Source organism: Pseudovibrio ascidiaceicola, assembly GCF_900114245.1.
GTDB classification, from domain to species: domain Bacteria; phylum Pseudomonadota; class Alphaproteobacteria; order Rhizobiales; family Stappiaceae; genus Pseudovibrio; species Pseudovibrio ascidiaceicola.
In genome coordinates this window covers 1-14,469 of sequence record NZ_FOSK01000002.1, presented here as the reverse complement: position 1 = coordinate 14,469, position 14,469 = coordinate 1, and the positions used below count along the sequence as shown (strand labels likewise).

The window sequence follows — 14,469 nt, the reverse complement described above, 5'->3', positions numbered from 1 at the left end:
GATATTATCAATGATGAATTTGGGAAGGGCTCAACCTTGAGTTAACGTCTGACGACGATGGTGACTGTCAATGTCCGCTGTTAGATAGCTGTTACATGCCAGAAGTGCCTAGAAACTTGGGCCAGAAGCAGACATTCGGGCGGTTCCATCATGGGTTGAAGACGCTATTCACTTAACAAGTGAATTTATTGCCTTTCTTGCGCGATCTTGGAGATTTGTTTGATCGCTGTTCTTAAGTCTAGTTTGGGGACATCTCCGTGATAGGAGGGTCTTTCATCAGAATGAACCATAAACCGGTCTTGATCAGCTACTTTGATTGCTTCGCACGCTGTATAGAAACCTGATTTCAAGGAGCGACTAGAATTTACTTTACACTCGATTGCAACTAGCCGATTTCGTTGTGCTGGAAAGTTAAGCACAAGATCAATCTCGGCATTCTTGTGGCGATAGAATTGAGCTTCACAACGACCATTTGCAGCATGGATTAGAGCTTCAATTGCATAACTCTCAAAGCTAGCCCCTTTAACGGTATCAGGTTGTAAATCCAATTGCTCCCAAGTCTCGATACCCAACAGAGTGTGTAGGATACCAGTATCCCTTAAAAAGACCTTCTGATTTCGGGTTAAGCTCAACTTGCTGCGAGCAGGGTAACTAGGCAGGCGCCGCACCAGACCCAACCGAACAAATACTCTAATCGCATCACGAAACTCCTGTTTTGTAACAAGAGGACACCCATCCTCGTTGAGTTCAGACCCATTTTTATTCGCTAGCCAAAGGAGTATTTGATCTAACGGGAGACCTCTTGCAATCCCAAGACAGGAGTAATCACGATCTAAGAGGATACCCAACATGTCATCGCGCCATTTCATGCTAAGTTCATCAGTCTCCGCTTCAAGGCTTTCAGGGAAGCCGCCACGAAGCCAATGTTGATGAGGTGCGGGCGTTTGATCATTAACTGGAGCTGATGCTTCGGGAGGGGTATCTATCGGTCCAGCTGAAAGAGATGAATCACTTGCTTCACCGGTGGTCTCGTTAATCTGCAAAGGGTTAACATCAATCGTTGTCACGAGGCCAGGCAATGCATTTCGCAAACCCACGGAAGTGACAAAGTCAATTGGAGCAACAACTAAGTGTCCATGTAGCCGACCTTCGTCGGCTTCGCGCACCTTAGCGCTAATAGCGTCAATCGATCTTGCATCTACATGGTCTAAAATAAAGACGCCGGTTCCTGACAGGATGTCTGCGATCTCACGGCAAAGCTTGGTATCAGGGCGTTGACGTCTCCATTCAGCAAGAATGGATGTACGGCCAACACGAGGCAACCCCTGAACCACCGTAACTTTGCTCCGCGTAACAGCCTCGTCAAGTTGTTGGAGAGCGTAAACACGTTCCACTATGATGGCCGTGTTAAATTGAGAACAACTATCGCAGTCCGTCCATCATGTGCCGAAGCACTGTTCGCAATGAGTGCTTTTCGAAGTCCCTCAGCAGTTTTCGGCACTTCGATGCCTTTAGGCGGCTTACGGAGTTTTTTGGAAGTATCCTCGCCAAACCACAGAACGACATAAATTCCGTATCCTGCGCGCCTGTCGTTGGAGTATAAGCGATCAAGTTGCCGGTCAGCTGCAGTCCAGAGGTCTTCGTGCCATTGTCCCTTAAGCTCTATTGGGACCATTAAATTCGCAAGTGTACACTCAATATCGCAACGTTTATCATCTCCCAAATGGCCTTCCGGAGACGCAAGAATTTCAAATGGAAGTTTGCCGTCAAACATCTTCAGGATGGTATCTCTACACTCATCCTCTTGTTTGGGCTCCTTGCCATTAAAGAAATCTTTGTACCAGTCGCAACTGCTGCCATGAACAGCTCTTTGCACATCAACCAGCTCTTCAAGCATTACCTCTTGAAGCTGCTCAGCCTTTGTAGGAGCTTTATCGGTGACAGTGCTCACAACAGTAGGTAGGTCAGGAGCAGTCCATTCGGACTCCACTCGTTTGCGCTTTTGCTCTGCAAGCACATTACGCAAGAATTCAGTATAGCCATCCTCTACGGAGTCTTTGAGCTCTATCAGCAACTCAGTCGCTTCAGGAGACACATCGTTTCCGAGACGATTAATCAAAGAAATCAGGTAATCTGAAGCATCCCATGGATTTTCATTTCCATGCGTCATGCCCCGAGGCCAATCAGTTTTCGGGAAAACAGCTCTGAATGTCGCAAACGTCCATGCTAGTAGCTCCAAGCCCACAGAAGTAAGATGTGATGACAAGTTTGATTGACCAGTCCGCTTACGAAGTTCCCATAGTAACTTTGGGTCTATCGGGAGGTTTCGCTCAAGCCTCTCTCGTGTTACATCGAAATCTACAATTAGGCCAGCAGCATCCCATGTGCGACGAAGTTCGTTACTGATCGCCGTTTGCAAACGGTCTGACATTAGTTTTTTGACCAACATAATGCCAGCTGGGACCGTTATGAGCCTGCCTAAAATCTCAGCTTCTGCTTCTTCTGAGAGATTTGAGATGTTCTCAAGCCATTCGCAGCCAAGCTCACCAGCCAAGTCAACATCTTCGTCACTACGCATAAGGTGATAAAGGCCAGTGACGTGTTGATGCCCGGCTTTGAGTTTGGGCTCTATCAATAACCGTTGTGTCTCTTCCCAACTCTTTATTGCGCGTAACTCATTCTCTAGCCTGCTATTAAGGCCTGAGATTCCAGCTTTTTCAGCAATTGGATGCTGTTCAAGCTCAATGTAGCCGGCCATTAAACGCTCATCAGAAAGCCCCTCGAACCCGCGTCCAGTGCGTGAGCGTTCAGCAAGAGCTGCAACGATGATGTAAGCTGCATCCCATCTTCGCCCTTCAGCATAACTGCTAGCAATGTCCGTCGCAGTTGGTTTTGGTTCTTCTTTGGTCAGAAATGTTTCAAAACCTTCGAGTACTGCTTCGCGTAGATCGGCCCCAAGCCACTGTTCAACCCGCGCTGGCCCGTTTGAGGTTTCATCTCCAATATCTCTATATAAGTTCAGATAGGCTTTCGCTGGATTAACGATACCGCCATAGTCACCCTTGCGCACCTCTTCAATACGATCTGCATATTCAGAGCGTGTTTTTTTGCGGGTCTCTTCACGTTCAGCTGCTTCTGTTTGCTTCCGCTGCTCTTGTTCAATTTGCCATTGCGGGACTTTGGGGCTCTCAAGTTCATCAAGCCATGCTTTATCCTCCGCATTATCGCCAGCAAACCGAAGAGCAAAATCTCTTATTGGCTTTCCTTCCTCTGTGCCATGGTGAGATAACTGAACCAAATCGCGCCAACGCGGGTCTCCATGCCTAATTTGCTTAAGCAGCCAAAGAACATCGTCTTCATTGGGATAAAGCCCGAATTCCCTCATTCGCCAAGCACGCTGCCAGATGTTCTGATCGCTTTTCAGTTCCAAGAGCGCGTAGTGTTGCACGGCGCGGCGAAGATCATCCGTGGTGCGGAGAATTTCTGCAATGGCTTTTTTCGATGCGTCCTGCAATCCACGATCAGGGTCAAAGGGCATCAGCCAACGCCAAAGTCTCTCAGCTGTTGGCGCTTTCTTTAAAAGGTATCTGGCAATTAACTCAAAAACTAAATCTGTGAGCTCTTCAATGCCACCTTGTTCATCGAATGCAAGTTCGCCCGTTGCTTTAAGATCTTCACTTCTATCAGTTTCAGCTAGCATACCCGCTATACCGTCAAGGAGTGCTGGAATACGGTCAACTGGGAGGTTACGGCCTAAACTGAATAGATTGTTGACCCCGTCCTCGGGAAGGACATAGTGAGCTTTAACGAGAGCAAGGATTTCAGTGTCGTTGAAGCGCTCGAAACCAACACTGTCCATCAGCTCACCGCCAAGCCTCACACAGTCTTCGCCACCTTCTTTAAACAATCCAGCAACAATACTGGTCCATTCGATAGAAGTATTGAGCTCTGTTAACCGATCTCCCGCTTCACTCCTTATTGCATACACCTCGTTTGCGTCGCGCAATAAGCCCAAAAGCTTATTCTGTAGTTTTGGTACCAAGTCAGAACTCTTTAGAACTTCCAAGATAAGCAAGCGGAAACCAAACTCATGCGACCTATCTGTGATGATCTTGCATATCTCGGGCAACAACCCTGGTTGCACCAAGCCATCAGCCCGATATTTTGACCAGCCTTTAAAACGAGGATTTTCTTCTGAAAGTTTGTGCAATGCAGTTAGTAGTGCTCTGCTTTTTGATTCATCTAGCCAATTTGCATCCGCATACTCCAAAACGCCTATGGGATCTGCTGCAATGATTTGATTAGCCAGTTCGCCTGAATGATAAGCCAACCATGCATGAAGGCCTCGAAGGCTTGCTGGAACTAAAGCCAGACAGTGAAACAGCTGAAGTAGTCTTCGTTTCTTACGCGGAGTATCTGCTTGTTTTGCAAGCCAACGGGCTCCCAGAAACTCTGCAACAGCACGGTGCGTGTATGTAAAGCGCTTGGGTGAAAGGGCTTCAAATAAGCGGGAGCCCAAAATATCTCTTATCTGGCCTGCGCCCGGCAAGACAGAAATTTCTGCGACAGGAATATCGAACTCATTTGGGGCAACATCGCGGGATAATGCTTCCTTACCTGTAAGAATTAATGTGGCAAAAGCAGCTCCCGCAGCATCGAGAACCTCCGTTTCCGATAGGTTTGCCAGAATAGTATCAGCTTTTACCTGACGGTGCTCTTTTCGCAGCATTTTGGTTGCTTCAGAAAATAAATCTCCTTTAGAGTTTGGCAGGTTCCCTTGCTGGGCGACTGTTTTCACCATGCCCAATGTCTGAGGATTGCACCATAAGCCGCTCAGCCCAAGTTCCTCCAAACGGCAGACTGTGAGCTCGGCCTCCTCGTCGCTTAATTTATCTGATAAAAAAGTGACTGCGTCTTCTCTTGAGAAAGGCTCCAGATGCAACTCAAGAGGTACGCTACCGTATTCTTCGAGAATGCTTTCTAAGGCTGTGGCGCTCCGCCAATCTGCGACGCGGCAGGATAAAATGAACTGCGGTAACCCCAGTTCAACTAACCGGGCCAAAACTCGGTCGATCACATCTCCATCGTGCAAGGCTGGGACTTCATCAAGTGCATCAATCGCCAACGTACTAGCATCACCAATCAAGCGTTTTGGATCAGGAGCTCTAAGAAATGCTCGGGCAGTGCAATAAGCAATATTGTTTTTAGATTCCAAGCTTTTGAGCAGCATAGATTTGCCCATACCAGCTTCACCAAGCACGATCAGTGATCGGTTATCACTTTTCAAAGAATCTAGGGTGACAACGGAAGATTTTTGGCCTTCCCAGAACCTCAGCTGACGTTGAAGAATCCGTTTTTTCATAAGATCTACTCTGCCGCAGCCACAACGAAAAACGCAATATGTTTCTATTTGTCTGCGTCAAAAATATGTAGGTGATTTAGCACGCTCTGTAGCCTCAAGTGAACTGCGCTCATTTGCTTAAGCCGCTCATCTCATCAAGAAAGACAGTGACTAAAGAAGCAATCAGAAATTGAAAATAGTCATGGCGTTTCGTAACAACACTACGCACCAATGTCCGCAAATGGTCACACATTCCCACTACATGAAGTCATCACAACGAGTTGTTTCAGCTAAGATAGTTTCAGCTTCGGCATGAATTATACGAGTTTGTGGGCAGTAGCCTGCGTCTTTAGCCTCATGAGCATAAACGAGCAACAACATGAGGTAATTATCTATGAGTAACTGTGTTCGTACTTTATGGAGAGCATCTGTTCTGTCTCTCTTAATGTTTTCGTCAGCGGTAGCCCAGCAGACGACTTTGGAGTTTGATGCAAAAGAGAGTGATGGACTTTCCGTAAAAAGCAAAGCGCTTTATCCTGAAGGGCTGGAGTATGATGCAAAGCGTGAACGATTTTTACTTGGCTCAATAAGAAAAGGCGAAGTTATCGCACTTTACAAGGATGGGACTACAACTCGTTTGGTTGATGATGAACGCCTTCGTTCGGTAGTTGGAATTTGCGTTGATGCAGAAAGAGGGCGATTGCTGGTCAACAGTTCTGATTATGGCGTAGCAACGCGCAGCGCTCCCTCAGATAAGTTCGCATCAGTTGCCTTGGGGATCTACGATTTAGCGACAGGCGCCCCTCTAAAGTTCATTGATTTGTCAGATCTCAAGCCCGCTGAGAAAAAGTTTGCAAATGACCTAACAGTTGATGCGGATGGCAATGTCTACGTCACGGATAGCCTGGCTGCATCCATTTACAAAGTTACGCCATCCGGCGAAGCCAGCGTGTTTCTTTCGCATGATAGGTTTCGTGGTGATGGATTTAATTTGAACGGTATTCAGTATCATAAGAATGGGTATCTTCTTGTGGCCATGAAAAGTGATGGTTCGCTTTTCAAAGTCCCTCTAAATGATCCATCAGCCTTCACTGAAGTAGCATTGCCTCAGCCACTCATTGGAACCGATGGCCTCGTCTTGAATGGCCCTGATGAGCTTATCGCAATCACCAATCGTGCTTCTGGAGTTGTCTCCAACACGGTGTTCCAGCTCGTTTCTGATGATGACTGGAGCTCTGCATCAATAGGGCAGACATTCAAAACGGGTGATGTTTACCCAACCACTGGAGTTGTCGCGAAAGGCAAGCTTTACGTCAACTATGGTTACCTGCACACGCTTGGTAGCGCCTTGAAAGAAGGTGAGGAGCTCAAAGACACTTTTCACATCCAGCATGTGGGGTCTGAGTGAAGAGCAAACACGATCTTTTCTGGAACTGACAGCTCTAAACCCACCAGATGGTGGGTTTAGTTTTGGCTGTTGCTTAGACTGAACCTCTAGTCCAGTAAAGCAAGCTTTGCGGCCAAATCTCTCGCTTTTGCATGCGCATCTTGCACGGAGGTCTTATGTCGTTTGTCATTAAATTCTTGGTATTCAGCTGTGACTTCAAACAGTTCGTCAACCCCAAGATACCCTTTCAGGGTTCTGATATGCGGCATGAGATGGTTCCAGCTTTCACGAATGCCACCAGGCCCAAATCCGAACTCTCCTGAAGAGGTGATCGCAACCAACTTCTTGCCAAATAAAATTGGTTCCAGCGGATAATCACCACGTTTAAGATCGAAGCTGAAGGTCTTGTTGATACGGATCACCTGATCGAACCAAGCCTTTAGACCAGCTGGCATGCCATAATTGTACATCGGCGTTGACAGGACTATGATGTCGGCTTGCTCCAATTCAGCAATTAGACTGTCTGACTGAGCAAGCAGTGCATTTTGTGTGTCACTCCGGCTTTCTGGGGCAGTGAAAACCGCTGCGATCCAATCCTGAGTTATATGATCTGGTGGATGCATACCAACATCGCGGCAAATCACTGTGTCATTTGGTTTGTGCTGTTGCCATTCCTTCATGAAGGTTGCTGAGATGCTGCGGGAGATGGAGTTGTACTCTGGAACAATGCTCTCGCTTCCCCGAATACTGGCGTCAATTTGTAAAAGCGTTGTCATCAGAGACGTCTCCTTGTGTTTGCTTTTCTGGATCGTGAGTGCACCGGAAGTTATGCGAGTTGCTGCGAGAACAAGTGCGAAAGGTCTCCGACAAATGCGCGCTTGAGCTCGCATTTCTTGAAGCACCAGACATCATCCACTTTAGAAAAAGTATCGAAGTAATCCGCCGAGAAGATTGGCTTTAAGGGAAGATCAGCTGTCTGCTGTATTACAAGGCCATAGCGCTTGCAGGTTGCAATGCAGGCCTCCATATCAATCTCAAGCTGGATGTTGGTAGAGATGTGACGGGTCTTAGGTGTCCCGTCCGGCTGGAGTAAAACAGTAGATAGGACACCTGCTAATAAGGCCTCTTTTCCTTGATGCATGCTGCCCTCCATGCCCCATTCGCCATCAGTGAAGAGTTCGGCAAACCCTTCCAGGTCTCCACCATCCAAAGTGAAGCTATAGCGATTGAGAAGTTCCAGGATCTGATCATGATCACTGTACTGCATAGCTGTCATCCTCCTAACTCAACCGAGACAGAAGATGGCGGCTTAAATCGCCAAAGAGCGGCTTGCGGATTGTGAGCTTAGAGTATCGCCAATCTCCGTTTTGCTGGCGGATAAACTCATCAAAATACTCACCTGAGTAGATAACCTGCAATGGAAAGTCATCGGCTTGCTGAACAACGACGACATATCGTTGGCACTCAGCTTTCCCAGCTTCTTCATCAACTCGTATGTCCAAGTTCGTGGACATATGACGGGTGCGGGGTGTTCCGTCTTTGTACAAGATTACTCGCGTTAGAACTTGATCATACAGGTCCTTGCTGCCATGAACTGGATCCGAGCTGTCAAAGTGCCAACTTGCCTCTTTAAACAAGGCGGCAAACCCTTTCAGATCTCCGGAATCCAGAGTAAAACTGTATTGATTGATTAGCTTTTGAATTTGATCTTGCGACCGCATGGGACTGCCTCTGCCATTGGCTCTGTATCTCTCTCATAGAGATCAGAAGGTCAGGCACAGTCCTACCTTGAGTACAAAACAGAGAACAACATCAGAGATTTCAGCTGACGGCTGAATGAGATTCAGGGCATCATTTACTTCTCAAAGAAACGCTGACCAATTACGCTGTCGCGAAACAAATCTGCTTCATCCAGCAGCCAATCCTGAAACACCTGGACTTTTGCCCTGTTGGCTGAAGACTTGGGACAAACCAAGTAATAGCTTTTGTTTTTGACAGAATAATCGAATGGCGCAACCAAGCGTTTTTCTTCAAGGTCGCGTGCAGCTGCGATCAGACTAACCAAAGCAACCCCATGCCCATCTCTGGCCGCTGAGATGCACATATGCTCTTCGGAAAACGTATTGACCGGTTTTTGCGGAGCAAACCCAAAACCTTGATTTTGGAACCACCCTTCCCAGCTCGGGTCTTTGTCTGAAAATCCTGTCCACTCATATTGTATCAACTGGCCTTTCTGAAGCATTGATAGCTCTGGCGAAGTAGGCAGATAATCTGGAGCACACACAGCTGAAACATAATCATCCAATATCCAGGCAGCGTGTAAGTCAACATGATCGGGCTCGCCATATCGGATTGCCAAGTCGATGTTGTCTTTTGGAAAGGTAAGTAACTCATCGGAGCCCAGAACTTTCACAGCAATCAAAGGGTTCTGCTCTGAAAATCGCTTGAGCCGCGGTACCAGCCAGTTTGAGGCAAAGGAGTTGGTGGTGGTTATCGTCAGTGTGCCATCAAGGTCATCATTCAAGAGAGCCGCAGACCCGGCATTCAACTTCTCAAAAGCGTCCCGGATAAAAGGCGCGTAGATCTCACCTTCTTTCGTTAAGCGAAGCGACCGCGGCAGACGATGGAACAACGCCACCCCAAAATGCTCTTCAAGGTTCTTAATCTGATGACTGATTGCCGTCGGCGTTACATGTAGCTCCTCCGCCGCATCCTTAAAACTCAAACGCCGCACAACCACTTCAAATGCCTGTATGCTTTTTAGGGAGGGGATTTGAGGCATGGTTAGCTGATACTCTGTTTGTGAGGCGTCTAATGTAGGTTGGTGCAGATACCAGTCAACACAATTGGTACGTGAGTTTGGTTTTCTCCAGAACCTGAACTCTAGCACAATGCAAATAGCTAGTAGCGGCCGTAAACGAGATTGCGTTCTGGTAATTCTCATTCGTACCCATCATGGCAAAACCTCGACCGCCAAATGGAAAGGTAATGCCATCCACGGAGAAACTGAATGAGAATTGCACCGAGGATTACCTGAGCTTGATGCTTTTGGGTTCATGGAAATGATGCACCCAATACCAAGCAAGCTAAGCATATGCAGTATGTTCAAATTCCTAATTTCTTCATGATATTATTGAGCTAAGTTGCTGGATTTAATGGTTGATCCAGTACTTGCAGGCCAGTTCAGCTACTTTCATCTCAATGTCGTAGGGTACTGGTTGTGGGGTGTTGCTCAACGTTGAAGCAGCTGTTGCAATGCGCTCAATGCTCAGCGTCTGCAACGCCAGCCCCAGATCCATAATCTCGATTGGATTGCCATCACCCGCTGATAGATTAACCAGATTGGCGTCCGACAAAAGGAACAGCTCCTTGTCACCATCTGGGATCTGATAGGCGGTGATGTGTGGCCGGATTTGCTGGTGAGAAGAGCTAAGCTCAGCCAGAGCTCGTACATCAATCTCACGCTGGAAATGTCCTGCATTCGCAATAATGGTTTTATCGCGCATCAGCTGGAAATGTTCCTTGCGAAGCACGTTATCACGGCCTGTTACGGTCACAACTATATCAGCATCAGGCAGAGCTGCTTCTAATTTGGAAGTGTAGAAGCCTTCCATATGTGCTTCGAGACGAACAAGAGAGTTACTCTCAACAACCGTGACATGGGCGCCCATGCCTCGAAGTCGCTGTGCTGTACCTGCTCCACAGTATCCATAGCCAATAACGACAATTTTCTTACCGTGCAGCATCACATTGGTGGCCCGCATAATGCCGTCAACGACAGAGGATCCCACGCCAAAACGGTTTTCGATGATCCGCTTAGATTGGGTGTCGTTGATGATGAGCGTGCTCCACTTGTCGGAGTTGAAGTCCTCGCGGAGCCGGTTTGCACCTGTCGTTGTTTCCTCTGTTGCCCCCAGAAGAGTTGATTGCAGATCTGCAAATTCGTTACCGGTAAAAATTAGCTCATGCAAATCCGCGCCATTGTCTGCAATGATGTCTGGTTTAAAGCGCAGGATTTGCTTGCAGTACTCCATATGATCTTCAAAGGTCTCATTCCTTTGAGAAAAAACATGAACCCCGAAATCTTTCACCAAGGCCGCTGCTGTCTCATCCTGAGTTGATCCGGGAGAGCCTGTGAGGGCAACCGTTGCACCACCTTTGGTAAGTGCCTCCATCCAGACACCGGTTTTCGCCTCAACATGAAGGCACACACCAATCGTCAGGTCTTTGAAAGGTTTCTGCTGCTCCATGCGTTCAATGATACTGTTCATAATAGGCATATGAGCCTTCGCCCATTGAATGCGTTTGGTGCCTTCTGGTGCCAGGCTTACATCCGCTATGTCGTATGAACATTCTGCAAGTACTGTGCTTGTATTATATGGCAATGATGCCTCCCATTATTCCGACAACAATGCTCGTATTGGTTTTCATAGTGAGAAGGCTAAACTGTTTGGGAAACGACGAATAATATGAGTAAGTTATTGCTCATAGAAATTTTCTATGACCTACTGCGCTGATAGATCTTAATAGACTGAGTGCATCATGCAGGACTCTCGGCCCTTGAACCAGATACAGCCAAAATGGACAGCGATGCTGAGGCGCCTCAGTTTTCGCCAGCTTCTCTATTTCTGCGAGCTTTGCCATTTTATGAACTTTCGCAAGGCAGCAGAGAGTTTAGGAGTAAGCCAGCCAACCCTTAGCCAGCAGATCTCTCAATTGGAGGAAAATCTCGAACTGTCCCTGCTTTCCAGATCAACGACAGGCTTTCAAGTTACAGCTGAGGGTCAGCAATGCCTGCGATTGTTTCAATCTCTGCTCAACGATTGTAGCGAAGAGCTGGAGAACATTCACAGCAAGGCGCAACAGCAGGAGTTGCGAGTTGGTATTCCAAGCTACCAGAATTTCAGACAGATTGATGAGTTGCTTAGAGGTTTTAGGGTGGCTTATCCGAGCATCTTCACCCATCTGATTGAGTTAACAGCAGTCGAGATGTGTGAAGCGTTGGCATCGAACAAGATTGACATCGCATTCATGTCACAACCGACCCCTCTGGAGCTTCCCAAGAACCTGAAACAGTTGGTTTTTTGGTCTGCCCACTATGAGTTATGCTTGGCGAAGTCTCACAAAATGGCCAACAAATCGGTGCTAACCGCTCAGAATGTCTCTGATCTTCCATTAATTCTGCTGCCGGTAAGTGCGCACCCGCGCCAATATTCCTTTCAGATTGATGCTCTAAAGGAATTAGGAGCTATCCCGCAGATCTATCCCTCAGCAGTGACAAACGTTAGCGGTCAAATCGGCCTAGCTGCGTCTGGTGCAGGTGCTTGCATGATTGTTCCTGGTACTATGGAGCTTACACCGGATGTTTGCTCAATTCCCACAACGCCCCCATTGCCAGAGATGAAAATGACCATCTTCTGGCGAAAGAAGACCCTCAATCCTTTGGTTGAACGCTTTATGTTGCTGGTTAAGAACTACCAAATCTAGATCCAGCATACGATTACAGTCTCAACAACATGCCTCAAACACGGCACTAAGCAGAAACTCTCTGGTGACACCAGATAAAAGGTTTGCTTGCAACGGCCTAAGCAATGTCATTGAGAGCATTCTAAGTCGCTCAGCGGTCCTATACGGTTCGAAAGAAATGTTGAGTGCAAGTTTTCAACTAAAATATGATGATATAAAAAACTAAACTTAATTAGATTTTGACGCTAATCAAAGCTAAGGGTTCTTGTATTTTTGTTCTTCTTCATTTTTTCATCTAATAGATGCGTTGCTGAGTGAAATTAACGTATGAGGAGATCGAAAAATCTAAAATAGGTTGCATATATATAATTGATTAAACTTTAAATTGTTTTGCATGATTAATGCACTCATAGTTTGGCCTGATTATTTGTCGTCATTTTGAGGCCGCTATGTCTGACCAAGCTCCAACAAACACTTCCAATACTGCCCCTGTTATTATTTCCTCCGAGGTTGTTTCCTCTGTCACTCATGTTGTTGATGCGCAGGGTGCTGCAGTGGATGGTTATGGCTCCAGTGTTGCGGTGAATGGAGCTGGGACGGTTGTTGTTGGTGTTCCTGGAGATACTGAAGGCACATTGTATGCGAGCGGTTCCGTTGTCGTGCGTCAGCCAGATGGAGCTGGCGGTGTTACTGAACTCAAGCTGACCGCTCCAGATGGTGTCAATGCAGGTCAGTTTGGCAAGTCTGTCAGCATAAATGAAGCTGGTGTGATTGTGGTCGGTGCTGCCGCTGATGACGATAATGGATCTCACTCAGGTTCCATCTATGTTTATCGTCCTGATGGTTCTGGTGGTTACTCTGAGCCTGTTAAGTTGATTGCATCGGAAGGAGCTGCAGGGCAACTGCTGGGTAGTTCTGTTGCCATCAGCGAGAGTGGAGTGATTGTCAGCGGCGCCCCTCAGAGCACTGCGAATGGTGTGCCGGTTACAGGCGCTGTGCAAGTATTCATTCCCAATGACGACGGCAGTTATGACAATGTGACCTTGAGTGCCCCTGATGGTGTCCCAGGTGCAATGTTTGGTGCTCATGTCTCGGTAAACGACGCGGGACTGGTTGTGGTCGGAACGCCTGGTGATGATGATCTTGGCTCCCAGAGTGGATCTGTCTATGTCTACCAACCAGATGTTTCAGGAGACTATGGTGTACCGGTCAAACTGACATTGCCGCAAGGGGTGACTTACGATCAGTTCGGCAGCTCTATTACTGTAAATGCAGCAGGTCTCATCGTTGTTGGTGCAAAGGGAGCTGATAGCGCCGATGGTGATGCCGGAGCGGTTTATATCTATGCACCAACTCCAGAAGGAGCATATGCAGCTCCGATCACTCTGACAGCCTCAGATGCGTCCGCTCAGGATGGTTTCGGCAATGCTATTGCCATGAATGAAGCTGGTGTGATCGTTGTCGGCGCCAGCAATGATGATGCGGTGGCCTATGGTGCAGGCTCTGTCTATGTTTATGTGCCAGATGGGCAGGGTGGTTATACCCAAACCAAGCTTGTTGCGCCTGATGGTGTTGCAACAGATGCCTTTGGCAGTCACGTTGCCATCAGTTCGGATGGTACAGTGCTGGTTGGTGCCCCAGGAGATGATGACCAGGGTTATAACTCCGGGTCCGTCTATGTGTTCAAGCCCGATGCATTGGGCAACTACACCCATCCTGCAAATGAACTGGCGTTGTGGGAGACCACCGATACTTCCCCGATTACCCAGAGCCTTCAGTTGATCTTTACGGATGTGGATGTATCTGATGATGCTCACACCGCCAGCATCACAGATGTCAGCACAACCGGTGTCACTTCCGGCCTGTCATCCTTGAGTGACGATGATCTTAAAGCTCTGCTGAGCGTTACAGGAGTTACGTCTTCGGCTTCAAGTGTGGAAGGCTCTATTGATCTGACCTTCTCTGCTGCTTCCACCGTGTTCGATTATCTGGCAGCAGGTGAGCAGGTTGAGCTTGCATTCACTGTGACATTGGATGACGGCAATGGTGGGATTGCGAGCCGGCCGGTAACAGTCACTATCGTCGGCACCAACGATGCTCCGGTCGTCTCTGATATTGCTGCTTCCACCTCGGAAGATGACAGTGTTCTGATCGGGCCCGCTTATATCGACCCGGATGCATCCGATACAGCCACCATCACGTTTGATGCCAGTGGCACGACAGGTGAAGTGTCTCTTATTGATGGCAAATTCCAATATGATCCGAACGGTCAGTT

The 14,469-nt window shown here is 47.6% G+C and carries 10 protein-coding genes; 3 read left to right on the top strand and 7 right to left on the bottom strand.

Annotated features, from left to right (window positions below; genetic code table 11):
• Window positions 1-185: 185 nt before the first annotated feature.
• Both BM231_RS04270 and BM231_RS04265 read right to left on the bottom strand, forming a co-directional pair.
• A complete protein-coding gene (locus tag BM231_RS04270) occupies window positions 186-1,394 on the bottom strand; it encodes a DUF4143 domain-containing protein (RefSeq protein ID WP_093517134.1) in 1,209 nt (402 codons plus the stop codon).
• On the bottom strand, window positions 1,394-5,362 hold the full coding sequence (locus BM231_RS04265) for an NACHT domain-containing protein (protein ID WP_093517132.1): 3,969 nt from the start codon (window positions 5,360-5,362) through the stop codon (window positions 1,394-1,396). Before BM231_RS04265 ends, BM231_RS04270 begins: the two co-directional genes overlap by 1 nt.
• A 373-nt stretch (window positions 5,363-5,735) precedes the next feature.
• Here BM231_RS04265 and BM231_RS04260 point away from each other — a divergent pair, with 373 nt between their 5' ends.
• On the top strand, window positions 5,736-6,749 hold the full coding sequence (locus BM231_RS04260; RefSeq protein ID WP_208860081.1) for a hypothetical protein: 1,014 nt from the start codon (window positions 5,736-5,738) through the stop codon (window positions 6,747-6,749).
• 86 nt (window positions 6,750-6,835) lie between these two features.
• Here the strand turns inward: BM231_RS04260 and BM231_RS04255 are convergent, their stop codons facing one another.
• The 5 genes from BM231_RS04255 to BM231_RS04235 all read right to left on the bottom strand — a co-directional run bounded on the left by BM231_RS04255 (window position 6,836) and on the right by BM231_RS04235 (window position 11,113).
• A complete protein-coding gene (locus tag BM231_RS04255; protein WP_093517128.1) occupies window positions 6,836-7,504 on the bottom strand; it encodes an FMN-dependent NADH-azoreductase in 669 nt (222 codons plus the stop codon).
• A 50-nt stretch (window positions 7,505-7,554) separates the two neighbouring features.
• Entirely contained in the window at window positions 7,555-7,995 is a 441-nt protein-coding gene (locus BM231_RS04250; RefSeq protein WP_159437949.1) for a nuclear transport factor 2 family protein, read from the bottom strand.
• 13 nt (window positions 7,996-8,008) lie between these two features.
• Complete coding sequence (locus BM231_RS04245; RefSeq protein ID WP_093517117.1) at window positions 8,009-8,449, bottom strand: nuclear transport factor 2 family protein; 441 nt, start codon at window positions 8,447-8,449, stop codon at window positions 8,009-8,011.
• A 134-nt stretch (window positions 8,450-8,583) separates the two neighbouring features.
• Complete coding sequence (locus BM231_RS04240; RefSeq protein WP_093517116.1) at window positions 8,584-9,510, bottom strand: LysR substrate-binding domain-containing protein; 927 nt, start codon at window positions 9,508-9,510, stop codon at window positions 8,584-8,586.
• A gap of 370 nt (window positions 9,511-9,880) precedes the next feature.
• On the bottom strand, window positions 9,881-11,113 hold the full coding sequence (locus BM231_RS04235) for an adenosylhomocysteinase (RefSeq protein ID WP_093517115.1): 1,233 nt from the start codon (window positions 11,111-11,113) through the stop codon (window positions 9,881-9,883).
• A gap of 175 nt (window positions 11,114-11,288) precedes the next feature.
• Between BM231_RS04235 and BM231_RS04230 the strand changes: the two genes are divergently transcribed.
• A complete protein-coding gene (locus BM231_RS04230; RefSeq protein ID WP_159437948.1) occupies window positions 11,289-12,215 on the top strand; it encodes a LysR family transcriptional regulator in 927 nt (308 codons plus the stop codon).
• A gap of 428 nt (window positions 12,216-12,643) precedes the next feature.
• Window positions 12,644-14,469, top strand: a 1,826-nt coding sequence (locus BM231_RS04225; protein WP_093517113.1) for a VCBS domain-containing protein, incomplete at its 3' end; no start/stop codon positions are given.

Bases quoted from the DNA above. Each gene is read 5' to 3' on its own strand.
- BM231_RS04265 (WP_093517132.1), bottom strand. From the start codon at position 5,362: ATGAAAAAACGGATTCTTCAACGTCAGCTGAGGTTCTGGGAAGGCCAA.
- BM231_RS04260 (WP_208860081.1), top strand. From the start codon at position 5,736: ATGAGTAACTGTGTTCGTACTTTATGGAGAGCATCTGTTCTGTCTCTC.
- BM231_RS04255 (WP_093517128.1), bottom strand. From the start codon at position 7,504: ATGACAACGCTTTTACAAATTGACGCCAGTATTCGGGGAAGCGAGAGC.
- BM231_RS04250 (WP_159437949.1), bottom strand. From the start codon at position 7,995: ATGCAGTACAGTGATCATGATCAGATCCTGGAACTTCTCAATCGCTAT.
- BM231_RS04245 (WP_093517117.1), bottom strand. From the start codon at position 8,449: ATGCGGTCGCAAGATCAAATTCAAAAGCTAATCAATCAATACAGTTTT.
- BM231_RS04240 (WP_093517116.1), bottom strand. From the start codon at position 9,510: ATGCCTCAAATCCCCTCCCTAAAAAGCATACAGGCATTTGAAGTGGTT.